The organism is Prevotella mikamonis (assembly GCF_055381405.1).
On record NZ_AP035785.1, the window covers coordinates 1,226,448 to 1,252,169 of the forward strand.

16 protein-coding genes and 1 pseudogene are annotated in these 25,722 nt (G+C 47.3%); 6 read left to right on the top strand and 11 right to left on the bottom strand.

Annotated features, from left to right (window positions below; translation table 11 throughout):
• Positions 1 to 42: 42 nt before the first annotated feature.
• Together ACZ42L_RS05325 and ACZ42L_RS05330 are read right to left on the bottom strand one after the other, a co-directional pair.
• Positions 43 to 1,623: an OmpP1/FadL family transporter gene (locus tag ACZ42L_RS05325; protein ID WP_464716843.1), complete on the bottom strand. Its 1,581-nt coding sequence runs from the start codon at positions 1,621 to 1,623 to the stop codon at positions 43 to 45.
• Positions 1,624 to 1,681: 58 nt separating this feature from the next.
• Positions 1,682 to 2,629 (bottom strand): hypothetical protein, encoded by a 948-nt coding sequence (locus ACZ42L_RS05330; protein ID WP_464716844.1) that lies wholly within the window; start codon positions 2,627 to 2,629, stop codon positions 1,682 to 1,684.
• Positions 2,630 to 2,770: 141 nt separating this feature from the next.
• Here ACZ42L_RS05330 and prmA point away from each other — a divergent pair, with 141 nt between their 5' ends.
• Positions 2,771 to 3,628, top strand: a complete 858-nt coding sequence (prmA, locus tag ACZ42L_RS05335) for a 50S ribosomal protein L11 methyltransferase (RefSeq protein WP_464716845.1) — start codon at positions 2,771 to 2,773, stop codon at positions 3,626 to 3,628.
• A 56-nt stretch (positions 3,629 to 3,684) separates the two neighbouring features.
• Here the strand turns inward: prmA and ACZ42L_RS05340 are convergent.
• Together ACZ42L_RS05340 and ACZ42L_RS05345 are read right to left on the bottom strand one after the other, a co-directional pair.
• Positions 3,685 to 4,546, bottom strand: a pseudogene (locus ACZ42L_RS05340) (Abi family protein).
• Between the two features lie 461 nt (positions 4,547 to 5,007).
• A complete protein-coding gene (locus ACZ42L_RS05345) occupies positions 5,008 to 6,090 on the bottom strand; it encodes a hypothetical protein (protein WP_464716846.1) in 1,083 nt (360 codons plus the stop codon).
• A 243-nt stretch (positions 6,091 to 6,333) separates the two neighbouring features.
• Between ACZ42L_RS05345 and ACZ42L_RS05350 the strand changes: the two genes are divergently transcribed.
• The 3 genes from ACZ42L_RS05350 (at position 6,334) to ACZ42L_RS05360 (ending at position 11,875) form a co-directional block, all read left to right on the top strand.
• Positions 6,334 to 7,521 (top strand): ATP-binding protein, encoded by a 1,188-nt coding sequence (locus tag ACZ42L_RS05350; RefSeq protein WP_464701653.1) that lies wholly within the window; start codon positions 6,334 to 6,336, stop codon positions 7,519 to 7,521.
• A 46-nt stretch (positions 7,522 to 7,567) separates the two neighbouring features.
• Complete coding sequence (nifJ, locus tag ACZ42L_RS05355) at positions 7,568 to 11,134, top strand: pyruvate:ferredoxin (flavodoxin) oxidoreductase (protein WP_464706976.1); 3,567 nt, start codon at positions 7,568 to 7,570, stop codon at positions 11,132 to 11,134.
• A 147-nt stretch (positions 11,135 to 11,281) separates the two neighbouring features.
• Positions 11,282 to 11,875: a hypothetical protein gene (locus ACZ42L_RS05360; protein WP_464716847.1), complete on the top strand. Its 594-nt coding sequence runs from the start codon at positions 11,282 to 11,284 to the stop codon at positions 11,873 to 11,875.
• Positions 11,876 to 12,038: 163 nt separating this feature from the next.
• On the opposite strand, the gene ACZ42L_RS05365 is transcribed toward ACZ42L_RS05360, so the two are convergent.
• The 6 genes from ACZ42L_RS05365 to ileS form a co-directional block, all read right to left on the bottom strand.
• The gene (locus ACZ42L_RS05365; protein ID WP_464716848.1) at positions 12,039 to 13,688 is read right to left on the bottom strand and encodes a dipeptidase; all 1,650 of its coding nucleotides are present in this window, start codon (positions 13,686 to 13,688) and stop codon (positions 12,039 to 12,041) included.
• Positions 13,689 to 13,752: 64 nt separating this feature from the next.
• The gene (locus ACZ42L_RS05370; protein WP_464706979.1) at positions 13,753 to 13,959 is read right to left on the bottom strand and encodes a hypothetical protein; all 207 of its coding nucleotides are present in this window, start codon (positions 13,957 to 13,959) and stop codon (positions 13,753 to 13,755) included.
• Positions 13,959 to 14,906: a DUF4296 domain-containing protein gene (locus ACZ42L_RS05375; RefSeq protein WP_464701302.1), complete on the bottom strand. Its 948-nt coding sequence runs from the start codon at positions 14,904 to 14,906 to the stop codon at positions 13,959 to 13,961. The genes ACZ42L_RS05370 and ACZ42L_RS05375 overlap by 1 nt, the downstream gene beginning before the upstream one ends.
• Positions 14,887 to 15,558, bottom strand: a complete 672-nt coding sequence (locus ACZ42L_RS05380; protein WP_464716849.1) for a lipoprotein signal peptidase — start codon at positions 15,556 to 15,558, stop codon at positions 14,887 to 14,889. The genes ACZ42L_RS05375 and ACZ42L_RS05380 overlap by 20 nt, the downstream gene beginning before the upstream one ends.
• Entirely contained in the window at positions 15,555 to 15,938 is a 384-nt protein-coding gene (locus tag ACZ42L_RS05385) for a TraR/DksA family transcriptional regulator (RefSeq protein ID WP_464716850.1), read from the bottom strand. The genes ACZ42L_RS05380 and ACZ42L_RS05385 overlap by 4 nt, the downstream gene beginning before the upstream one ends.
• A 75-nt stretch (positions 15,939 to 16,013) precedes the next feature.
• Positions 16,014 to 19,628, bottom strand: coding sequence for an isoleucine--tRNA ligase (ileS, locus tag ACZ42L_RS05390; protein WP_464716851.1), 3,615 nt, complete (start codon positions 19,626 to 19,628; stop codon positions 16,014 to 16,016).
• A gap of 248 nt (positions 19,629 to 19,876) precedes the next feature.
• Between ileS and ACZ42L_RS05395 the strand changes: the two genes are divergently transcribed.
• A complete protein-coding gene (locus ACZ42L_RS05395; RefSeq protein WP_464716852.1) occupies positions 19,877 to 21,571 on the top strand; it encodes a putative transporter in 1,695 nt (564 codons plus the stop codon).
• A gap of 170 nt (positions 21,572 to 21,741) precedes the next feature.
• Entirely contained in the window at positions 21,742 to 24,135 is a 2,394-nt protein-coding gene (locus ACZ42L_RS05400; RefSeq protein ID WP_464716853.1) for an outer membrane beta-barrel protein, read from the top strand.
• A gap of 308 nt (positions 24,136 to 24,443) precedes the next feature.
• On the opposite strand, the gene ACZ42L_RS05405 is transcribed toward ACZ42L_RS05400, so the two are convergent.
• Positions 24,444 to 25,325 (bottom strand): carbohydrate kinase family protein, encoded by an 882-nt coding sequence (locus ACZ42L_RS05405; RefSeq protein ID WP_464716854.1) that lies wholly within the window; start codon positions 25,323 to 25,325, stop codon positions 24,444 to 24,446.
• Between the last annotated feature and the right edge of the window lie 397 nt (positions 25,326 to 25,722).

The following is a 25,722-nucleotide window of genomic DNA, read 5'->3' on the forward strand; positions in this document are numbered from 1 at the left end:
AATGTTATACAAATATCTTTCAGTAGCCCTATAACGGGATTTTCAGAATCTATAACCCAAGGTCAGCAGCAACTGATGACGCTTGAAGTCAACCTTTGTTGCATCGGCCACGTTGTTCTCTACATGCGCACTTTCATCGGCATTGTAGTAGTATGGCATGAATGGATAGAAATCGCCACTCTGCGCACTGTACTGATAGGCCAGGTCTATATTGAACTTCTTCACCGTATAGCCCACACCGCAAGTGAAGCGATTGGTCGACTTCCAGTTGGTATAATCCGTAGACGAGGCATTCATCGTACCCGGAGAAATGACCGAGCCATCACGCACACCCTTCTTATCGAACATCGGCGACAGATAATTATACCCCAGGCGAACAGCCCAATCCTTTACCGGCTTGAACTCCATACCCAATTTCAAGGTAGAAACACCTTTCAACGTAGAACTTGTATGAGTATTCATCTCGGCATCTTTGGTCGTCGTCTCATAAACACTCCACCCATCATAATAAGAGCCGCTGTTCAGTCTGTTGTTGATAGAGCCATAGTCTGCATACTCGTAAGTCGCACCCAGCGCCAAGTAGTTGCCTACCGTGTGTCCCAAACTCAAACCGAATTTCCACGGGGTATATACCTTATAGCTGTAGGAAGAACCGTGTTTGGCCGACCTGTTGTCTGTGGCTGTACCCATCTCCAAGTCTTGCGTAGAACTCATATCCAGATCGTAGAATGTCGGACTGTTGACATATACACCAATTCTGAAAGGCGAGTCGGCCATCGGACGGAAGATTCCACCAATTTTAATATCAAAGCCCGAACCCGTAATCTTCAGGCTCTCCCACGAATTGACTATCGCATTATCCGTCGTAACCAAGTCTTCCGTATAGTAACTGTTGCTGCGATAATGCACGTCGTGATAACCAAATGTCAAGCCCAAGTACACGCGGTCATTAATATTACCGCTGATATTGAAGTCGTATTCGCCGATATATCCTTTCTGATATTGCCCGAACATAAACCTATTGGCATTGAAATAGCCATATACATCATTCGTCTTATCATACGGAAGCATCTCTGCATACGCAGCATCCACACCATTCCATACCATATCGGCCACATCGCCTCCATACTGCTTCTTCAATTCCTTACCGTAGTCGTATTTGCGGGCAGTGTTCTTATTCTGCGACGCATTCGACAGCGTATTCATAGCAGAGAGTATCTGGTCGAAGTTACGGCTCTTATGATAGTTGAAACCTACGTTCACAAACGACGTGCGTCCATAACGGTGAGACCACACCAAACCTATCTGGTCGAAGCTCATATTGGTCTTCTTACCGTCGAAACGGAAATTATCGTAAGGCAGACTCGTCTTGGCGTCTTGCTGACTGACCAATCCTCCCGAAATCAATACCTGACTGCTGCGGAACAAGCCAAGGCCCGCAGGGTTTGTGCTGATGGTAGAGATTTCAGCTCCGAGAGCCTCCATCGCGCCACCCATGCCCACATAACGGGCAGTTCCGTTCAAATCATTGTCTATCAACTTTACGTCCTGATAGGTTTCCTGTGCTAATACCGGCAGCGACAACGACAGCATCGCAGCCAATGAGTAATATTTAATCTTCATGATTGATACAAACTATTTCCTTAATTAAGCTATTTCTGAATTCACGATACGACAAGCCTTAGCGACGTCCGAAATGACCACCACCGCCGAAGTTACCTCCACCGAAATGACCACCACCGGAGAATGACCCTCCGCCTGAGCGCGTTCCGCCACCGAAGCTACCGCCACCGGAAAACGAGCCACCGCTTCTGGATGCACCACTATTCATATTAGGCGTATAAGAACGTGAGCCGAACGAGCGCTGACCAAAATTACTATTGGATACAGAACGGCTTGGACGAACCGAACGGCCTGCCGCATTGCTGCGCGAGTATGTTCTTACACCACTACGCGAAGAAGCCGTTGCCCCACGGTGATTCGGGAAACTATAGGTACGCACACCATTGCTCGGACGGCCTACGGCATACAAGCCTCTGTAACCGGGATAGCCCCAATAGCCCCCATAGCCCCAGTAACCACGATAGGGATAGCCCCATCCGCCATACATGCCACCATAGTACCAAGGATCATACCATCCCCATCCACCATAATAATAAGACGAATACCAAGGATCGTACCATCCCCACGAACTGTACCAAGGGCCATAGCCCCATCCACGAGAGTACCAGGGAGAATACCAACCATAATATCCGTCCCATCTTGACATCCGACGCGTATAGGCATAATCGTCATCTTCTACCACCGTATCGTAGTATTTTCCCACGAAAGTCGTGTCGATGTAGGCCGAATCCGGATACATTCCATTACCTTTCTGAAACTGGATAATGTCATTGCCTTTCCCATCTTCACCTACCTTCTGGTACAGACTCCACGACTTGCCATGCCGATTGTATTCATCGACATCGCGCTTGCTACCTACATAATAGGTATTTCTATTGTCGGCCTTGGGAGAAATCTCAGTTGGCTCAGCACTCCTCTTCGCGGTGAAGTAGAGATCATCGTCCTGTGCCATCAACGACAATGGCAAGAATGTAGCCAGCATCGAAACAAAAAATAACTTTTTCATATTTATGCTCCTTTTTATTCTTTTACGCTTTTTACTAATACAAAAGTATCTACTATTTATATGCAAATATAAGGAAATTCCCTATCCAGTGATAGGTTTTTCCCTATTTTTTATATATTTGCACACAAATTAAACCACATCGTGAAATATATAATCATTAAATTCAACATTCCCACAGGCGAACTAAGACAAGCTGCCAGCGAACTGCTGGCCGACTCTATGGGAGAAATAGGTTTCGAGGCGTTCGAAGACACAGAAGATGGTATCAATGGATATATCCAGGAAGACATGTTTCATGATGAAATTGTCAGCCAGCAAATTGCCCAACTACCACTCGAAGGCATCCACATTACTTATACGGCAGAGAAAGCTGAAGACAAGAATTGGAATCAGGAATGGGAAGAACAGGGCTTCGACCCTATCAGTGTAGATGGGAAAATCACCATATACGATGCCAAGCATACCGCCGAAGCTCCGCAGCTGACAGACCTGGAAATAGGCATTGAGCCAGTGCAAGCGTTCGGTTCGGGTACACATCAGACCACTCAGATGATAGTGTCGCAACTCTTGGCGTTGGACTTATCGCAGAAACGCGTGCTTGACTGTGGCTGTGGCACTGGTATTCTGGGAATTGTGGCTGCCAAACTTGGCGCCCACGAAGTCATAGGCTATGACATCGACGAATGGAGTGTAGAGAATTCTGAGCACAACGCACGGTTGAACAATGTCGAAAACCTGACCGTCTTGCTGGGCAACTCAAGCGTTTTATCGCATGTATGTGGTGTCTTCGACGTCGTAATGGCCAATATCAATCGCAACATATTGCTCGACGACATGCACAACTTCAAAGATGTGATGGGCAGCAATGCCAAACTCATCCTAAGCGGATTCTACACCGAAGACGCCGAGAGCCTCATTCAGAAAGCTACAGACAACGGTTTGGAACTTTTATCCACCACTACCAAGGATAATTGGTGCTGCCTCGTATTCGGTAATTAGTTGGTGAGTTTATGAAGTGTAGCTTTCCGTGAAAATAAGAAAACCCATTAAATAAGCTATCCCCAAATTGGTTCTTTGCACCAATCTCCTGTGAAGCCGAGTCGAGCATAGGGTATATCGGTACTACTTTCAAGCAGTTGCAACAGTTTCTGCTTGATTTGGTTCTCTGGATATACTGCATTGCACAAATACAACATAGCAGTTATCACGCCATAGGGCTTTTTCTTCTGATTGTCACTCAATAGCGTGATGAGCCATTTGTCACGATGTCCTTTGAGGTTCATCGGTTGTTTAGAAAGGCTTCGGTTCCACAGCCTGGAATGGTGAGCAATGATATTTCGCAGGACAGAAATAGCCTCCAGCCAACTTGACATTTCCTTGGCAGAATAAAGACCGAAGTCATTGGCTATCATAGACCGTTAGGGCAACTGGTTCTTCAGGTTCTTGTACATTTTTGATAATGTACCGAAGGTAGCCACCTCCATAATCATCCAAGCATCGGGATTGTCACCACCTAGATTCTGCATCCCAGTTAGGGGCGTTAGCTATATATTCTTTTGCGAAGGGTTCTGTGCTACGACTGAACTCATATTTCAAGTCAAGCACAAAGTCCTCAAAATAGTCTTCACGTTCAAACAGAGTCTTGTCAAGATACCACAGCCCATTCCCTTTTGCTTGTGACAGGTGATTGATTATCTTGGCACGAAGAGCAACCTCAATAATCTCAATGGCGTCGAAAAGTACCAACCGAAGATTACGGTCAAAGTTATAACGGGCAAGCACATCATCAAACAATGCAGTGGGAAGGAAATCATGCTCTGTCTCATCATCAAGCATATCCGTCCAATAGTATTTCAGACGGAAATAGCTGATGTGTGAGAGACAAGTCCTCGCATTCTCCTCACTATTGAACTTCATTCCACGAGTTCTTAGCAAGTGCAACTGTTCTTCTATCGTGCGTGGCTTTTGCCCATATAAAAAAGGTGACCCGCCAGCAGTTCTACGGGATGCCGACGGGTTCTGTTATCGTTGATTCGGAACTATTCCGAGAATCTTCTAATTTTCGATTGCAAAGATAATGCTTTTTCTAAATTATCCAAATATTCTTTCAAAAAAATGCAATTCTATCTTGAATGTTCAAAATAAAAAATGGTAACTGGGGAAGCTTCTCCCCAATTACCATTCAATACATTATAATTCCAACACTATTATGCTCTTGATTTGAAGAAACCCTCGAATTCAAAGGGGGGACTTCGTTTACTGCAAAGGCCAAACAGCATTACTGCCCGGCCTTTGCAGTAATGCTGACTAGGCTCGGCAGCAAAACTGACTAGCCCCTGCACTCAATCAGGTAAATTTCCAAAGCTGACAAACAGCCATCAGCTGCGGACCACATGTAAGCGATAACGGTCGGCATAGTCTATCACCATGACACGTTTTTCGTCTTCATTCAGATGTGCAGAAAGGCTCAAAGCCACATGCCCCATCGTTCGCCTCAGGTTCAATTCTATCATCGGATGCAACAGGAAATCACCGGTCGAGCCGTCTTTCTTCGCGCCCGTCACCACCATCATATCCACTCCGAACGGACCTATATAGGTATTACCGAGCAGTTCGCCCATCAGTAGGGTTATACGATTGCAGACATCCTGTATCAGTCGGGCAGGTATATAGCTCTGCAACCTCTCCTCTTTCTGCCGTTCAGCCATGAGCAGATTGCCACGATACACGCCATGAACAGTACGGAACATGCTCAATCCGAGATAATTGACTTGCCCGGCGCCCGACGCATAAAACTCCACCCCGAAATCTAAGACCTTATTATAAAGAGGTTCTACCATCAAGGCATGCTGCTTTCGGATGATGTTATCGCACCATCCCAACAGATGCGTATCTACCTCGCGGTCGGACAACCAGTAACGGTTGCCACGCCCACTGCTGCTCCAGGGAGCTTTCAATACGAAGTCGCCGCCACCGTCTACAATCTCGCGCAGCCCATCCATGCTCGTCACTATCCACGACTTGCCCACCGTACCGTCAAACTCCGTCAGAGCCGGCAGCAAGTGCTTGGCTGCCCAGGGCCGTCCGCTCATCTGCCGTTGCTGTCCCAGACGGAAATCGGACAACACACTTTCGGCAAAGGCGGGGGTCATCTGTAGCAGCTGATAATTAAGTGCGGTGTCATGCCCCCAGGGCTGAATATCCACTCCGTCTATCTCCCTTTCACCCAAACACTTAGGCGTCACAAACTCCACGTCGGCCATATAGCGACGCAAATGACGCGTCCGGCGCACGACAGCATCAACGTCATCGACCAATACCCAGTCGCCCTCGTCGGCCCACAAAGCCGGTAAAAAGTCCAGGTCGGCACGAAGCTGACGGGCTGCATGGGGTGCAGTAAAGTTGGGAATGTTGGCTGCCAATGCCAAGTCGTGTTCGGGATTGAATATATGTAGTTTCATCTTGCGTTCTGAAAAAGTGATGCAAAAGTAGCAATATTCCGCCGAAGGAATGCCATTCGGAAACATAATTCGACTGCAAAACCTCTTTTCCTTGATTTTGATTTATCCAGATGAATTTACCATCAAATATCTGCGATGAATTATTTTTGTTCATTTAGCATATTTTGCTATCTAGAGTTTGCAAATTTGGAAATATTGATTATCTTTGCACAGAATATAGACACAAGAACTGACAAGGCAAATATGGAAGCTTTCTTCAGCACGCATAAATATTTGGTAGAGCATACGAACGCCCCGGTGCACCGCACTCTGATGGACGAAATAGACTGGTCCGACCGTATGATTGGCATCAAAGGAACGCGTGGCGTAGGGAAAACGACTTTCTTGCTGCAATATGCGAAAGAACACTTCGAGCTTGACGACCGCCAGTGCTTGTATATCAACATGAACAACTTCTATTTCCAAGGCAGAGGAATAGCCGACTTTGCCGGTGATTTCGTAGACAGGGGAGGTAGGGTTTTGCTGATAGACCAGGTGTTCAAGCAGCCAAACTGGAGTTCGGAACTCAAGAAATGCTACGACCACTACCCGGCACTGAAGATAATCTTTACAGGTAGTAGTGTCATGAGACTGAAAGAAGAAAACCCGGAACTCAACGGCATCGTCAAGAGCTATAACCTGCGTGGATTCTCATTCCGCGAATACATCAACCTACTGACGGGCAACAGCTTTGCTCCCTACACCTTAACCGACATTCTGGAGAACCACGAGCACATCATCAAAGAGATTCTGCCCAAGGTGAGTCCGATGAAATTCTTCCCCGATTATCTGCATCATGGCTTCTATCCATTCTTTTTGGAGAACAGGAACTTCTCTGAGAATCTGCTCAAAACCATGAATATGATGACGGAAGTGGATATTCTGCTCATCAAACAAATAGAACTGAAATACCTCACAAAGATAAAAAAACTGTTTTATCTGCTGGCACTCGACGGGTCGAAAGCACCCAACATCAGTAATCTGGCAGAAGAAATCAACACGAGTCGAGCCACCGTCATGAACTACATCAAGTATCTGGCCGATGCCCGACTCATCAATATTATCTATCCTGTGGGACAGGATTTCCCCAAGAAGCCGTCGAAGGTGATGCTCCACAACTCCAATCTCATGCACGCCATCTACCCTATCAAGGTGAATCAGCAGGACATGATGGAGACTTTCTTTGTGAATGCCTTGTGGAAAGACCACTTGGTAAACCAAGGCAGCAAAAACCAACATTTCATCGTAGACAACGACTTGAAGTTCAGAGTGTGCGACGCCAAGAGCGAACATAAGATCAGGTACAACCCCGATACATTCTATGCACGCTACAACACAGAAATAGGAAAAGACAACAGAATACCTTTATGGCTATTGGGTTTTCTGTATTAAGTAAATATATACAAAAACAATTCATTAATATTTTATCTGCAATAAAATGGCTAAAGAAAAAAAGTTTATCACTTGTGATGGTAACGAAGCAGCCGCTCATGTGAGCTACATGTTCTCAGAAGTAGCAGCTATCTATCCTATCACACCATCATCTCCGATGGCAGAACACGTAGACACCTGGGCAGCCAAGGGTCGTAAGAACTTGTTCGGTCAGACGGTGACAGTTCAGGAAATGCAATCTGAGGGTGGTGCAGCCGGTGCTTTGCACGGTTCGCTGCAAGCAGGTGCATTGACAACAACATTCACTGCTTCTCAGGGTTTGCTGTTGATGATTCCTAACATGTACAAGATTGCGGGCGAGATGTTACCTTGTGTATTCGACGTATCGGCCCGTACCATTGCTACACACTCTCTCTGTATCTTCGGAGACCATTCAGACGTCATGGCTTGTAGACAGACCGGCTTCGCTATGTTCTGCTCTGGCTCTGTTCAGGAAGTGATGGATTTGACAGCAGTTCCTCACCTCGTAACGCTGAAGACAAGCATTCCTTTCATCAATTTCTTTGATGGTTTCCGTACTTCACACGAGTACCACAAGATAGAACAGATTGACCAAGACGAGATAGCTAAGCTCGTTGACCCGGAAGATATCAAGCGTTTCCGCGACCGTGCGCTCTCACCTGAGCGCCCTGTAACACGTGGTACAGCTGAAAACCCAGAGACATTCTTCGCACATCGTGAGGCTTGCAACCAGTATTACGAGAATATTCCTGAAGTAGTAGAAGACTATCTGGTTAAGATTTCCGACATTACCGGTCGCGAATATCACCTCTTCAATTACTATGGTGCAAAGGATGCTGAGAACATTATCATCCTGATGGGTTCGGCAACAGAGGCAGCTCGCGAGGCTATCGACTACCAGATGAAGCAAGGCAAGAAAGTGGGTATGATTTCAGTACACCTGTATCGTCCATTCTCTGTAAAGCATTTGCTCGCTGCTGTGCCTGAGACCGTTAAGCGTATTGCCGTTCTCGACCGTACCAAAGAGCCTGGAGCTGAGGGTGAGCCACTGTACCTCGATGTGAAGAGTGCATTCTACGACGTAGAGAACAAGCCTATGATTGTGGGTGGTCGCTATGGTTTGGGTTCTGCCGATACTACTCCTGCACACATCATTTCCGTATTCAACAACCTCGAACTGGCTGAACCGAAAGACCACTTCACCGTAGGTATCGTGGATGATGTTACCTTTACATCACTTCCTTTGATTGAAGAGATTCCGATGGGTGGCGAAGGTATGTTCGAAGCTAAGTTCTATGGACTGGGTGCCGACGGTACTGTAGGTGCTAACAAGAACTCTGTGAAGATTATCGGTGACAATACCGACAAGCATTGCCAGGCTTACTTCTCTTACGACTCTAAGAAGTCGGGAGGTTTCACCTGCTCTCACTTGCGTTTCGGAGATTCTCCCATCCACTCTACCTATCAGGTAAATACACCTAACTTCGTGGCATGTCACGTTCAGGCTTACCTGAGAATGTACGATGTTATCCGCGGTTTGCAGAAGAACGGAACGTTCCTTCTCAACACTATCTTCGAGGGTGAGGAGCTTGCTAACTTCATTCCTAACAAGATTAAGCGTTACTTCGCACAGAACAATATTACTGTCTACTATATCAATGCTACCAAGATAGCACAGGAAATTGGTCTGGGCAACCGTACCAACACGATCCTCCAGAGCGCATTCTTCCGCATTACAGAGGTTATCCCTGTTGATTTGGCAGTAGAGCAGATGAAGAAATTCATCGTGAAATCATACGGCACAAAGGGTCAGGACGTTGTAGACAAGAACTATGCTGCCGTAGATCGCGGTGGCGAATACAAGCAACTGGCAGTTGACCCAGCTTGGGCTAACCTTGCAGACGACGAAGAAGACGCTACAGATACAGCTCCCGCATACATCAAGGAGATTGTACGTCCTATCAACGGACAGGTGGGCGACCTCTTGAAGGTATCAGACTTCGTGAAATACGATATGGTCGACGGTACGATGAAGAACGGTTCTTCTGCCTTTGAGAAGCGCGGTGTAGAGGCATTCCACCCAGAGTGGACCGCTGAAAACTGTATCCAGTGCAACAAGTGTGCCTACGTTTGCCCTCACGCATGTATCCGTCCGTTCGTACTCGACGAGGAAGAACTGAAGGGCTTCGACGACAAGACACTCGAAATGAAGGTTCCGAAGCCTATGGCAGGCATGCACTTCCGCATTCAGGTAAGCACGCTCGACTGTGTAGGTTGTGGTAACTGTGCCGACGTATGTCCGGGCAACAAGCAGGGTAAGGCTCTCGCGATGGTTCCATTCACACGTGAACAGAAGCAGATTGACAACTGGAACTACCTCATTCAGAACGTTAAGAGCAAGCAGCACATGATTGATGTACAGAGCAACGTGAAGAACTCTCAGTTCGCTCAGCCTCTGTTCGAGTTCTCAGGTGCTTGTGCCGGTTGTGGTGAGACTCCTTATGTGAAGCTGATTTCTCAACTCTTCGGTGACAGAGAAATGATTGCCAACGCTACGGGATGTTCTTCTATCTACTCGGCTTCATTGCCTTCTACTCCTTATACCACCAACGAGAACGGACAAGGTCCTGCTTTCGACAACTCATTGTTCGAAGACTTCTGCGAGTTCGGTATGGGTATGGCACTCGGAAACAAGAAGATGAAAGAGCGCATCACCCTGCTGCTGAACGACCTGATTGCCCAGGATTCTACTCCGGCAGCATTCAAAGAGGCTGCCCAGGCATGGATTGAGGGTAAGGACGACGCTGCCGCTTCTAAGGAAGCTACCGCTAAGTTGAAGCCACTGATTGCCGAAGGCGCTGCCAACGGCTGCCCCACTTGTGCCGAGTTGAAGACACTTGACCACTATCTGGTAAAACGTTCACAGTGGATTATCGGTGGTGACGGTGCTTCTTACGATATCGGTTACGGTGGTCTGGACCACGTAATAGCTTCCGGCGAAGACGTAAACATCCTCGTTTTGGATACAGAGGTTTACTCTAACACCGGTGGTCAGTCTTCTAAGTCTACTCCTCTGGGTGCTATCGCACAGTTTGCTGCTCAGGGTAAGAGAATCCGTAAGAAGGACCTCGGACTCATGGCAACAACCTACGGTTATGTATATGTAGCCCAGATTGCAATGGGTGCAGACCAGGCACAGACCTTGAAGGCTATCCGTGAAGCCGAAGCTTATCCCGGACCATCATTGGTAATTGCTTACGCTCCTTGTATCAACCACGGCTTGAAAGCTAAGGGTGGTATGGGCAAGAGCCAAGCCGAAGAAGGTCGCGCCGTTGAAAGCGGATACTGGCACTTGTGGCGTTACAATCCTATGTTGGCCGAGGAAGGCAAGAACCCATTCTCGCTTGACTCTAAAGAACCAGACTGGAGCAAGTTCCGCGAATTCCTCCTGGGCGAGGTGCGCTACCTCTCTGTGCAGAAGGCTTATCCTAACGAGGCAGAAGAATTGTTCGCTGCTGCCGAGCAGATGGCTAAGCTCCGCTACCAGAGCTACGTTCGCAAGACAAAGGAAGATTGGTCTGAAACCATTTAAGCAATTCAGATAAAATAACTGTTGAAGAGAGCTGTAAATCATTTTACAGCTCTCTTTTTGTTATTATTAACTGAAAGAAAGTGCTTCATAACCAAAAATGACCTATATTTGCAGCGATTTAGTAATCATTTAAAATTAGAGAACGCAATGAAAAAAATCTTTTTTGCAGCCGTAGCTGTAGCTTTGACAATGGCTAGCTGTGGCAACCAGACCAAGAGTGCATCACAATTAGTTGATTCAGATTCAATAGCAGCTGCTGTCGATACAGCCGCTGTTGCAGCCAACAGTGCCGAGGCAGTCGTTAACTTGCTGAACAATCAACTGACTGAGAAGAACGGCACAGACCTGACAAAGACACTCACCTCACTTCAGACCAAGTATGCAGAGCTTGTTAAGGGTGGCAAACTGGAAGAAGCCAAGAAGTATGCTCAGGTAGTAAAGCAATTCGTAGAAGAACATGCCGACCAAATCAAGAGCGTAGTTGGAGACAATGCTACAGTGAATACACTTATCAGTGGCATCAAGAGCCTGCCTACCGATGCAGCCACTACAGCCAACGAAGCTGTCAATGCAGCCAAGACCGGTGCTGAAGATGCTGCCAAAAGTGTAGAAGCAGCTAAGGAATCGGCCAAGAAAAAGGCTAACGAGGCTGTAGAATCGGCTAAGGAAACAGCCAAGCAGAAAGCTGGCGAAGCAGCTTCTAAAGCTGCCGGTGACGCGATGAAGAAGCTCGGTCTGTAATCCATATACACACGATACGGAAAAAGGGATGGCCATACGGTCATCCCTTTATTTGTATATCGAATTACTGCAAAGGCTCAGCAGCAATGCTGCAAAGGCCAGTCAGCAATACTGCGAAGGCCTGGCAACAAAACTGACAAGCCTTTGCAGTATATCAAGTAAATTACGGTTGTGGCACAGCGAATTTGTCTCCGGTAGACTGAATCAGCTTTCTGGCGAAAGCATCGGGATAACCTACGCGCTTCACACGTGCTCCCAAACCGGTCGGCGTGCGCTTGAAGCGACCGTTGGCATCGGTAGGTTTCACTGTCATGTCGTTATACTTCACGATGAGATAGGTAGCCAACTGCTTCCAACGAGCCAACATCTGCTCGGCCTGCTGGTTGCTGTAATCATTCAGATACTTCAATGCAGCTGTCTTATCGGCAGTATAGAGGTGCATAGCCTTGTCTTCGATATCCTTCTGTGCTGCAAAATAAGACTGTTCGAGACTATCGCGCACTGCCTTCAATTCGGGGAACATCTGGCTGTAACGCGGATATACCATATTACTTACCCAGTTGCAAACCCAGAAAGCATTGTCCATCGAGAATGTCACGGCATCTGCCCCAGGTGTGTTATAGCAGTTGGGCTGTATCTTATTACCGCAATAGACGGGCGTATAGGCTACCATGTTGCCATCGTCGTTGCCAAACCACAGAATACCGCCAATCTCTCTTGGCAACCATCCACGCAGCTGGGCCACGTACGAGAAACCAGTCTGCTGTGTGCTCACGGGACGCTCGTTGAAATACTCCTTGCCGTCTACCTTGAACATCAATGGCGTCGGCCGATACGGCATCTGCCATATACCACCGCCCATATCGGCGCTGTCGGTAGCCAAAGCCGTACCCTCATAGTGGTCGCGCATGGCTGCCTCGACATCCTGTAAACTCAATTTCTTATCGGGAATCACCCACAACGGCATGTCTTCGGCATTGGGGTCTTTGCCCTCTGCCCACGGCAGATAACGCTCGAAGCCAGCCTTGAAACGATTGAAGAACGACCATACACGCGCATCGCAGAAGCGACGTCCGGAGAAATCGGGCTTGGCATAGACTTCTTTCCAAGAAAAATCGGCCTTCTTGCCATCATACCATCCTTTGGAAACAGCAAACGAAACGACATCCTTGCTATACATCACATTAGCCTTGTCCTTCATATCAAACTTGCCGATACGGCTCTGGTTGGCATGGGCGCAGATGGCATCATCAGGAATACGCTGGGCAACCCAGACTACCGACTTGCTACCCGGACCTTTGCCCATCATCTCCATAATCCACGCTTCGTTAGGGTCGCAGATGGTAAAAGTCTCTCCACCACTGTTATAACCGTAGGTCTCTGCGAGCTTAGTCATCACTTGGATGGCTTCGCGAGCGGTACGCGAGCGTTGCAAGCCCAAATAGATGAGTGAGCCATAGTCTATGATACCGGTGGTATCGACCATCTCTTCGCGCCCTCCGTATGTGGTCTCGCCGATGGAAACCTGAAACTCATTGATGTTGCCAATGACATTATAGGTAATCGGGGCTTCCGGTATCTCACCATGATATACCTTTGAATCCCAGTCGTAAATCTTACGCATCTCGCCCTTGGCGTGTACGCCGGCAGGATAATGACACAATCCGATGAACATACCATAGTCGTCGGCGTTGTAAGTACACATCACACTGCCGTCCACACTGGCTTTCTTGCCTACAATAAAATTAGTACATGCCAATCCCCATGCCGACATCATCAGCATGACGAGAACAGACATCTTTCTCTTTCCCATATCCAATAATCCATTAAAACATTGTTATTTGCTATATATCCAAGCCCGTCAAGCAACGGGATTCTTATATGCGTACCCTATATATACCGCCCTCTTTCACCAGTTGCAACGTACCTCCGAGCCATTCGGTCATCGCAAGTTCTTCGGTCAGCGAACAAAATGAGAGTACACGCTCTCCCTGCAACTCTACCACTGCCGGGCAAATCGTCACACCATCGACCAACAAGCGGTTCACAGCAATACGCTTAATACGGGGCGACGAATCCTTCATCAGCGTATGCCTCCCATCGGAACTCTCGTCGGCGGCAATCTTCTCGGCCGTCCATCAGGCGTAGGTCGTGATGCCGGAGGAACAGAATCCACCTTCCCTGACACCGCGGTACTATCTTGAGAAGCCGTCTGCGACTCGGCCTTGGCATGTATCCGAATCAACCGTATATTGTTAATCAGCAACAGACGCAAGGTCGTTGAAGAGCGGGATGAAATATCCGAGCGTGTATTCAGCATGAGATAGCCTCTCACTTCTTTGATTCCCAACTTGCCGGTATCCTCGATTGAAGCCGACTGGCGGCTACCTCCACCGATATGTACCACCTGAGATACGATGCTGTCGTTCTGGAGTTTCACCACCAATACTGCCACGGCATCGCGCGAACCGTCCTGGAATATGTACTGGGAATCGAAGTCGAGCATCAGGCGGTCGCCCTTACGGAATGCCGTATCAACCGGCTGAACAAAGGAATAGAGATTAAAAGGCTCGTACATCGACAACACCATTGATCGCTCGCCACGCCAGATATTAGCTGTATCTCCATTCTCCGAAAGCATGCCATAGGCATCGCTTCCACGGTTGCCACCCAAGGATGCCGACTCATCGCTCAATCGTTTGGACAACGACTCGTATATCTTCTCCAACCGTTCGGTATGCCGGAGGTAATAGACCATAGACGAATCGAATTCGGCCGAGGTCACACCGTGCTTCTTCAACACAGCTTCCCGATAGGTAATAAATTCTTTGCTGTCGGCTCCGGGAAGTCCTGCAATCCCTTCAGCCAAATGATAATCATACAGAATATCTTCCATGTCGCCGGGCTGGATGATGCTCGATGGCACAGTAGGTTTGCAGGATACGACCAACATTCCCGCCATGACAAGCAAGCCCAACATGCGAAATAATGTGGCTACACGGACGATATTGCTATGATTCTGTGTGTTCATCTGCTTTCTTAGGGAATGAGTTTCTGAACGTATTGCCCATTCCTTCCATATCCTTACGATAGAAAATTAACAATAGAACGACTCCGACACTGATACAGGCATCGGCAAAATTGAACACCGGAGAGAAGAAAATAAATTCTTGTCCTCCATAGAGCGGAACCCACTCCGGCCACGTAGTGACTATCAGGGGAAAATAGAACATGTCGACCACTTTCCCTTCGAGGAAAGAAGCATAGCCAGTTCCAAAGTCCACAAAGTGGGAAACGACGAAAGGAGACGACTCATTGAAACACAAACCGTAGAACATCGAGTCGAAAACATTGCCTGCCGCACCAGCAAGAATCATGGAAAGCACCATGACATAGCCGGTATGATGGACTGCCCGCACCACACTACTGATATACCATCCGATACAGCAGATGGCTATGATACGCATGATACTCAATACCAACTTGCTACCAAGTGTCATACCATAGGCCATTCCGTTGTTCTCTATAAAACTGATATAGAACCAATCGGTCACATGGATAGATTCACCAAGACACATGTTGGTCTTGACCTCTACCTTGATAATCTGATCAATGATAATGATGGCAAGAATCAAGATGAAGGCCAATCGACCGTCAGTCAAACGCACCCTCATCCTATTCATCGCTTGCGTGCATTCTTAGAAGCAACGCTGAGGGTTGCGTGAGGCACTATGAGAAGGCGCTCCTTAGGTATGAGTTCACCCGTCATACGGTCGATACCATAGGTCTTATTCTCGATGCGAATGAGTGCAGCTTCAAGTCCCTTGATAAATTTCTGCTGACGTTGCGCCAGTTGTATCATCTCTTCTTTGCTCTGATTGGCACTACCCTCCTCCAACATTTTGTTGTAAGTAGGAGACGTGTCGTCCACATCATTGCCATCAAGATTCATCAGCTGTCGCATCATGGCATCGTAATCGCGACGAGCCAACTTTAGTTTATCGTTGATGACCACACGGAATTCCTCCAAGTCCTCATCAGAATAACGCACTTTCTTCTCCATAATTATGTGATTATTAAGTTGAACAAAAAATGGGAAATGAGTTCTTTAGAAACCCATCTCCCATCCAGTCACTTTCTATTTTCGTTCTATCTTGATATTCAGTTTGTCTTCTTCAAACTCTATCTCCGGTCCGTCATTGTCGGCAATGACGATATCATCGGCCAACACCTGAGCTTTGATATAGTCGCAGAAGTCGGCAATAGCGGCATCAGAACGCTTGTTCGGTGCAACCGTCACCACAATTCTATCCGTAATTTCGAAGCCCGAAGACTTGCGGAGATTCTGTATACGGTTGATAAGTTCGCGAGCCATACCTTCATTCAACAATGAGTCGGTCAGTTCAACTTCCAATGCTACTGTCAGATTTCCCTCATTTGCAACGAGCCATCCGGGAATATCTTCGCTGATAATCTCTACATCTGCCACCTCGACAACTACCTCCTGGCCTTGCACAGTCAACCGGATATTGCCGTCAGATTCAAATGCTGCAATAGCTTCCTGACTGAGACTATCCATCTGGGCAGCAACTTCTTTCATGAGTTTACCGAATTTCTTACCCATGACACGGAAGTTACACTTCACTTTCTTCACCAGCATGCTCTGACCTTCGACGAAGTTCAGTTCCTTCACGTTGACCTCGCTCTTAATCAGGTCGGACACAGCTGCAATGTAAGCTCTTTGCTGTTCGTCGACAGCAGGAATCATAATCTGCTGTAACGGTTGTCTGACCTTGATGTTGACCTTACGACGTAAGGCCAGAACCATCGAAGTAATCTTCTGAGAAATCTCCATGCGCTCCTCCAAAGCGGAGTCTATAGCCGACTCGTCGGCAACGGGGAACTTCTCCAAGTGTACGCTTTCGAGTTGGCCACCAAGGTCGTGATACAACTCATCGGCATAGAATGGCGCCATCGGAGCCAGCAGTTTGCTCACCGTCATCAGACAGGTATAGAGTGTCTGATAAGCACTGAGCTTGTCTCCGTCCATCTCTTTACCCCAGAAACGTTTACGATTCAGACGTACATACCAGTTGCTCAAATCATCGTTGACGAACGATTCGATGAGACGGCCTGCACGGGTTGGGTCGTAATCTTCGAGTTCCTTCTCGACTTTCTTGATTAATGTATTCAGACAAGAGAGTATCCAACGGTCTATTTCCGGACGCTGGTCGTGAGCCACAGCAGCCATTTCTGGGTCAAACCCGTCTACATTTGCATAGAGCGCAAAGAATGAATAGCTGTTGTAAAGCGTTCCAAAGAACTTACGACGGGTCTCGTCTACACCCGTAGCATCAAACTTCAAGTTGTCCCAAGGCTCGCTGTTGGTCAGCATATAGAAGCGTACTGCATCTGCTCCATATTTGCCTATCATCTCAAAAGGATCTACCACATTGCCCACGTGCTTGCTCATCTTATTGCCCTTGGCATCCAGTACCAGACCGGAAGAAACGACATTTCGGAAGGCAACACTGTCGAAAACCATCGTTGCAATGGCATGCAATGTAAAGAACCAGCCACGAGTCTGGTCTACACCCTCATTGATAAATTCTGCCGGGAAGAACTTAGGAGCAATGGCAGTACCTTCATATTGGCTCTTCACCATAGCTTCACGGTCGGCTTCGGTGCCCGATGCCATCTCTCCCTCAAAGGGATAATGCAACTGTGCATAAGGCATAGACCCGCTGTCAAACCACACATCAATCAAGTCCATCTCGCGATACATAGGCTGTCCCTCGTCGTTTACCAAGACCACATAGTCGATATATGGACGGTGAAGATCAATCCTATCATAGTTTTCTTGAGAATAGTCACCGGGTACAAAGCCCTTATCCTTCATCGGGTTAGACTGCATAACACCGGCAGCCACACTCTTCTCTATCTCGTTGTAAAGTTCTTCCAACGACCCAATACACTTTTCGCCACGGTTCTCATCGCGCCAAATAGGCAATGGAGTACCCCAGAAGCGTGAACGAGAAAGATTCCAATCGTTCAGGTTCTCAAGCCAGTTACCGAAACGACCTGTACCCGTTGACTCCGGATGCCAGTTGATAGTATTGTTCAACTCTACCATACGGGCTTTCTTCGCCGTATCTTTGATAAACCAGCTATCCAATGGATAATAGAGAATCGGCTTGTCTGTACGCCAGCAATGGGGATAATTGTGTACATGTTTCTCTATCTTGAAGGCCGTACCTTCCTGTTTCATCTCCATGCAAATAACCACATTGAGGTCTTCAGAAGATTCGGTAGCCTTCTTATCCCACACTCCATTAGGATTAAACTTCGGGGCATACGCATTCTTTACATAATCGCCTGCATGACGCTGATAGGCTTCCACATCTACGCAATGGGCCACGAAGTTGGCATCCAACTCATCCAGCAAGTAGTATTTGCCTTGCAAATCGACCATTGGACGTGTCTCGCCTTTCTTGCTGATAAGATATAATGCCGGTACATGGGCAGCATTAGCCACACGTGCGTCGTCTGCTCCAAAAGTGTTAGCGATATGCACGATACCCGTACCATCGTCTGTTGTGACATAGTCACCAGAGATAACACGGAAGGCTTCGCTCTCCATTTCGACGAACTTATCGCGCCCGTCTTCGCCTGCAAACACCTTTTCCGGATGCAGCCGGGCATATTCCTGTACGTAAGGGGCAGAGAGATCGTTCAGCTTTTCGCACGGCTTCACCCACGGCATCAGCTGTGCATACCTGATACCCAGAAGTTCCTCGCCTTTATAATGACCAATGACTTTGTAAGGAACAACCTTATCACCATGTGCATAAGCGGGTAGCTCGGCATCGCCAGTCACTTCGCCTTCGGGTTTCAGGTAAGCATTTACACGTGCTTCGGCCATGATAAGCGTCAACGGCTGAGCATCGTAGGCGTTATAAGTCTGTATGGCCACGTAGTCAATACTTGGCGACACACAGAGCGAAGTATTCGAAGGCAACGTCCAAGGAGTTGTCGTCCAAGCCAAGAAACAAGGCTTACCCCACTTCGTCCATTCCTCTTTGGGTTCTTTGATGAGGAACTGCGCCGTCACCGTAGTGTCTTTCACATCACGGTAACAGCCCGGCTGGTTCAGCTCATGCGAACTCAATCCCGTTCCGGCAGCAGGCGAATAAGGCTGAATGGTATAGCCCTTATAGAGCAACCCCTTATTGTGAATCTGCTTCAGAAGCCACCAGATAGACTCGATATACTTGTTGTCGTAGGTAATATAGGGATGGTCCAAGTCTACGAAATAGCCCATCTTCTCTGTCAGCGTACGCCATTCCTGCGTAAACTTCATCACATTCTCGCGGCATCTGTGATTGTAATCCTCTACAGAGATGTATTTCTCCGACTCCTTATTGTCGATATCCTTCTTCGTGATACCCAATTCTTTCTCCACACCAAGCTCTACGGGGAGTCCGTGCGTATCCCATCCGGCCTTCCTGTAAACCTGGAAGCCCTTCATAGTCTTATATCGGTTGAATGTATCCTTGATGGCACGGGCAAGCACATGGTGAATACCCGGATGACCATTTGCCGAAGGAGGCCCTTCAAAGAACACAAACTGAGGACATCCCTCGCGCTCGTCAATGGATTTATGGAAAATATCTTTCTTCTCCCACTCTGCTAAAACGTCATCATTGGTCCGTGTCAAATCCAGACCGTTATGCTCGGTAAACTTCTTACCCATATTGCCTTTACGATTTTATTTTTACGTAATTATACATCTGAAAAGTAAGCGTACACACGCTTTTTATATAGGGCGCAAAGGTAAGAAAAAAAAACTTCACAGCCAAACCAAGCCTTGTTTTTTAGTATAATAATAAGGTGTATCTACAGCCCCGACCACTTTCAATCATCAGAAAAAGAAAAACAATTATGTTTATTTTGCAATTTGCCCTTTTTAGCGTAATTTTGCAGTCAAATCTTAAATATCTTATGGATTGGTTAATTAATTTATTTACTACAACAGACTCCGTGGCGCACATCGCCCTACTCTACGCTATAGTCATTGCGGTAGGTGTACTCTTGGGTAAAATCAAGATTGGCGGAATCTCTCTCGGAGTCACTTTTGTACTGTTTGCGGGCATCCTTGCCGGACACGTGGGGTTCACAGCTCCGACAAACATCCTCACATTCATCCAAGACTTTGGCTTGATATTGTTCGTCTTCTGCATCGGTTTGCAGGTAGGACCAGGCTTCTTCGAGAGCTTCCGCAAAGGCGGTGTCACGCTGAACGCCCTGTCTACAGCCATGATTTTCCTCGATGTGCTGGTCATGTTTGCTTGCTACTATCTGTTCTTTGATACCAGCAACCCCAACAACCTGCCTATGATGGTCGGTACACTCTACGGAGCTGTGACCAACACGCCGGGTCTTGGAGCTGCCAACGAAGCCTTGAACAGCGTATTTCCCAAAGGACAAGTACCTCAGATAGCATCGGGTTATGCCTGCGCCTATCCACTCGGTGTGCTCGGTATCATCGGTGCTACCATCGCTATCCGCTATATCACACACACAAGATTAGAAGACGAAGAGGCTAAACTGAACGAGCAGGAGGCCGAGAATCCTCATGCCAAGCCTTATCAGATGCACCTCCGTGTCACCAACACCTATATTGTCGGACGCTCACTCCTTGAGATTTCGCAATTCCTCAATCGCGACATCGTCTGCTCACGCTTGCTCCACGACGGACAGGTTACCATTCCTACACGCGATACCATCTTCTGCCAGAACGATGAGATACTCGTTGTTTGTGCCGAAGCCGACGCTGAAGCCATCCAGGCTTTCATCGGTCCGGAAATAGATACTCCGTGGGAAACGGGCAACGAGAAGCAACCATTGATTTCAAAGCGTATCGTCGTTACCCGTCCTTCTATGAACGGTAAGACCCTTGGCAAGATGCACTTCTCCAGTGTCTACGGTGTCAACGTCACTCGAATCACCCGTCAGGGCATGGATCTTTTTGCCAGTCGCAACCACCATTTCCAAGTGGGCGACCGCCTGATGGTAGTAGGTCCTGAAGACAACGTGAACCGTGTAGCCGAGATGATGGGCAACTCTATAAAGCGTCTCGATGCACCTAACATCGCTACCATCTTCATCGGAATCCTCATCGGAATCCTCTTCGGTAGCATTCCACTCGCCCTTCCCGGCATGCCTGTACCTTTGAAACTAGGTATCGCGGGCGGTCCGCTGATTATCGCTATTCTCATCGGCCGTTTCGGATACAAGTTTAAGCTCGTCACCTATACCACCACTTCGGCCAATATGATGCTCCGCGAAATCGGACTTGTATTGTTCCTGGCCTCCGTTGGTATCAAGGCCGGAGCTGGATTCTGGGAGACTGTAGTTCAGGGCGACGGCTTGAAATACGTTTATACAGGTTTCCTGATTACCGTCATTCCTATCCTGATTGTCGGAACGATAGCTCGCCTGAAGTTCAAGTTCAACTACTTCACCATCATGGGTATGATTGCCGGAACCTACACCGACCCACCCGCATTGGCCTATGCCAACAGTTCTTGCACCAAAGAGGCACCGGCCATCGGCTACAGTACGGTATATCCATTGAGTATGTTCCTGAGAATCTTCTCGGCACAGATAGTCGTCTTGTTCTTCTGCGGAGCATAACAACACAATAAAACATTACGAAAAAGGGGTATGGCTCATCACAGTCATACCCCTTTTCTTTGTTTCTTGTCCTCAGATATAAATCTAAAAAAAAGCAAAAGATTCGTTTTTTTTTACACATGATAATTATTTTTATTACCTTTACAACATAAAACAGTATTACCATCAGTATGAAAAAACGATTTATCATGAAGCTAGCCATCATCTGTATTGCATCATTTGCCATCCAGAACCTATCAGCACAACAACACATCACTTTTCAAATAAAAGACAAGGAACACGTGGCAGCCGATGCAGCAAGCATCGTTATTACCGACACTGATAGCAAGCGAGTGGTCAGGAATGGCATTGCCGACACGTTGGGAGAAGTCCACATGCAACTAGACAAAGGCCACTACAGCGCATACATCAGCTCACTCGGCTATAAGGACACTACGCTCAATTTTACCATTCCCCATAAAGAGCAACTTATCAAGATTACCATCCAAAGCGAAGTTGCCCACCTCGCCGATGTCATCATCACTGCCAAGAAACACCGACCCACCATTAAAATGGAAGCTGGAAAAGTAAATATAGACGTGGCCCAAAGTTATCTGGCCGACATAGGCAATGCCATAGACGTATTGAAGCATTCGCCCGGCATCCACATCGACAACAAAGGCAACATATCGCTGTCGTCGCTGGGTGGTACAGCCATCTACATCAACGGCAAGAAGACTGCCTTACAGGGAGATGACTTAGCTGCCTATCTACGCTCACTTTCCTCTACACGAATACAAAAAATCAGCACTTCGCCCAACCCCAATGCCTCTTACGAAGCCGAAGGAGCAGGAGGTATCATAGACATCGTGTTGAAAAACAACACCGATGCAGGCTTCCACCTTACCACTTCGCACGGCCTATCATATTGGAATTATATCCATGAGACTTCTGACGTTTTGCTGTCATACAACTGGAAACATTGGCAAATAGGCGTCGCTTATAATCAGACCATCGGCCACTACGCTATGGAATATGGCAGCGACAGGATACAAGATGGCAACAGAAACCTGTCGACCACCGAAGATGCAGACAAACGAGACACTTATTCAGGCAACATGGACCTGGTATACCAGCCCAACGACAAGCACAAGTTCACGCTCAACACCTCTGTCAGTATCAACAAAGGACCAGGCCACACATCGACCCAGACCCAGATATATGACACAACGAACCAACTGACACAATTACTATATGCCGAAAACGATTATCAGAGACAACGTATCCCCAGATACAGCGGCAATATAGCCTATACTTTCACACCGAATCAAAAGCAGATATTCTCGGTAAATGCAGATTACATCCATGTCGGCGGCTATATATACTGCAATCAGCCTAACACTTATTATCAGCCAAACGGCACGCTCCATCATCAAGACGTATATCAATCAGAAACCGACAAGCACATAGACATAGCCTCCGTGATGCTCGATTACAAACAGCAGACAGGTAAAGGGAATGAACTGTTGGCAGGCGTCAAAGCCTCAACCATCAACAGCGATAACGATTTCAAATTCTCTTCGGCACTCCAACTAGACCGTACCAGGTCCAATCGGTTCAGATATTCCGAGCGAAATCTTGAAGGTTATCTGCAATATACACTGCATCTGGGCAAGTGGATGGCCACAGCCGGCATGAGACTGGAATACATGCACAGCAAAAGTCTGCTACGCCCATACACCCCACAAGCCCAAGACGAAACCAACAAAGTGAACCGTTTCGGATATTTCCCTAACGCTTCTGTCTCCTATCAGGCAACACAGAACACACGCATGACACTGGCCTACAGCAAGCGTCAGGATAAACCAAGATATGAAGACCTGAACCCTTTTGAGTATCTGCTGGACGAACTGACCTATTGGAAAGGCAATCCATTCATCACTCCACAGACAAACCATAAGTTCCTATTCAGTCTGTCGCACAGGCAACTGGCCGTCACCCTCTCGTATAACATGCTTGACAACTATTTCACAGGACTCAACGATGTCTACGACAACAATAAGATAGTGATGACCACAAAGAATATAGGACAGCAACGGCAAGTGGGCATAGAGGCAGTCTACAGCAAGCGTATTGCCTCATGGTGGGATACGAACATGAACCTAGGTGCTTATTATTTTGTCAACAAACTGGATTACGAAAGCCATAACCATGTCTATCGCAGACCATCATATACGCTCAACCTCACCAACAACATCACCCTGCCGGCAAAATTGCGCCTGGAAGTGGCTGCACAATATCGCTCCAAACGCCAGGGTGGTAGCTATGATGTACTGAAATCCAGCGGATATGTCAACACCAGCATCAGCAGAAACTTCTTCAACGACCGGCTTCACACATCCATCATCCTGACCGATGCTTTCCATACACAGCGTTGGGACAGCTATGGGCATACCGATAATTTGCAGATAGCATCGTGGGGACATAGTGAGACGCGACAGATAGGCTTCAAAGTAAGGTATTACCTAGGAGCAAGGAAATATAATGTGGAACATAAGACAATCAAGGAAGCCGAGCGACTCTGAGTCTTTGCATCCGCAACGCACATCAGTTTATTTCCCCCACTATTTACCTTCAGTTTACTGCCGAGGCTTCGCAGCAAGACTGCAAGGCCGAGACAGCATCGCTGCAAAGGCTTGGCAGTACTGCTGCGAAGCCTTTGCAGTAAAATCATCTCAAATCTATACGCAACCGAACAAAAAACCTCCAATGCTTCACGCATTAGAGGTTTAGACTCTTTTATATAAATGAAAAACAGTACAGAAAGATAACTTTTTTGTTACAACACTATACTTTTAACTTTTGAACGTGGGTGTATCCCTCTGCAAAGGAACTAATCCTCTATCTTGATTTTGGGCATAGCACCTTTCTGCGTACACACATAGGCACTCACTTTGACAGCTCGCCTATGTGCTTCTTCTATCGACTTGCCTTCAAGAATGGCGGCCGTGAAGCTGCCCGTGAACGAATCTCCAGCCCCCACAGTGTCGGCAACATCGACTTTCGGGGTCTCCACAAAACTCTTCTTCCCTGGTGCAAACACGTAGCTGCCATTGACTCCGCAGGTGAGCACGAGCATCTTCAGATTGTACTTGCCCATGATGAGCCAGCATTTATTCTCTATATCGAGACCGGGATAGCCGAAGAGGCGACCGATAGTGACCAGTTCCTCATCGTTTATCTTCAGAATATCGCAGGATTTGAGCGACTGGCAGATGATTTCCTTGGTGTAGAAATTCTGTCGCAGATTGATATCAAATACCTTCAGACAATCATGGGGAGTGGCAGCGAGGAACTTCTGGATAGTGTCACAAGACACCGGACCACGCTGGGCCAGCGAGCCGAAACACACGGCACGTGCATTCCTGGCCACAGCCTCTATCTCTAGTGTGAAAGGAATGTTGTCCCAAGCCACACCAGTCTTGATCTCATACGTGGGTACACCCTCATCATCAAGCTCCACCTGCACCGTTCCGGTAGGATAAGCAACCGTGGGCATGATATAGTTAAGATGTTTCTCGTCGAATTCAGTCTTGGCCTGGTCGCCCAATATATCGTTGCCCAAAGCACTGATGGCCATAGCCGGAAAGCCGAACTGGCTGACATGGTATGCGAAGTTAGCGGGTGCACCACCCAATTTTGAACCGTCGGGCAGACAATCGAACAACGCTTCGCCCAGCCCTACTACATATCTCTTCTGTTCTTGATTAGTCATAATCATTGTGTTTAGTTGGTTTTCATCATTTATCTGTTTCACTCATGTGCCTACGCTCTCACCCTTCCGATGTAAGAAAAGAGATAAACTATTTGACATTTGCAAAAATACAATTTATCAAGCATATATGATGGTCGGAATCAATCATTTGATTGTAAAAAGATTGCATGTACCATTTTTCTAATGCAAATGAACGATTCTTATCACACAATACAGTCATATATACTTTAGACTGTAAATACTACAGGGGTGGAAGCTTACCATACAAACTCCCTTTTCCCACTCTTTCGACTACATAAGCATAAAAAAGCAGGGTTTATTTTGAGGAGATAGAAAAATATATTACTTTTGAAACGAGAATCTCTCACAGCATCCTTAACATCAAAACTGAAACGTT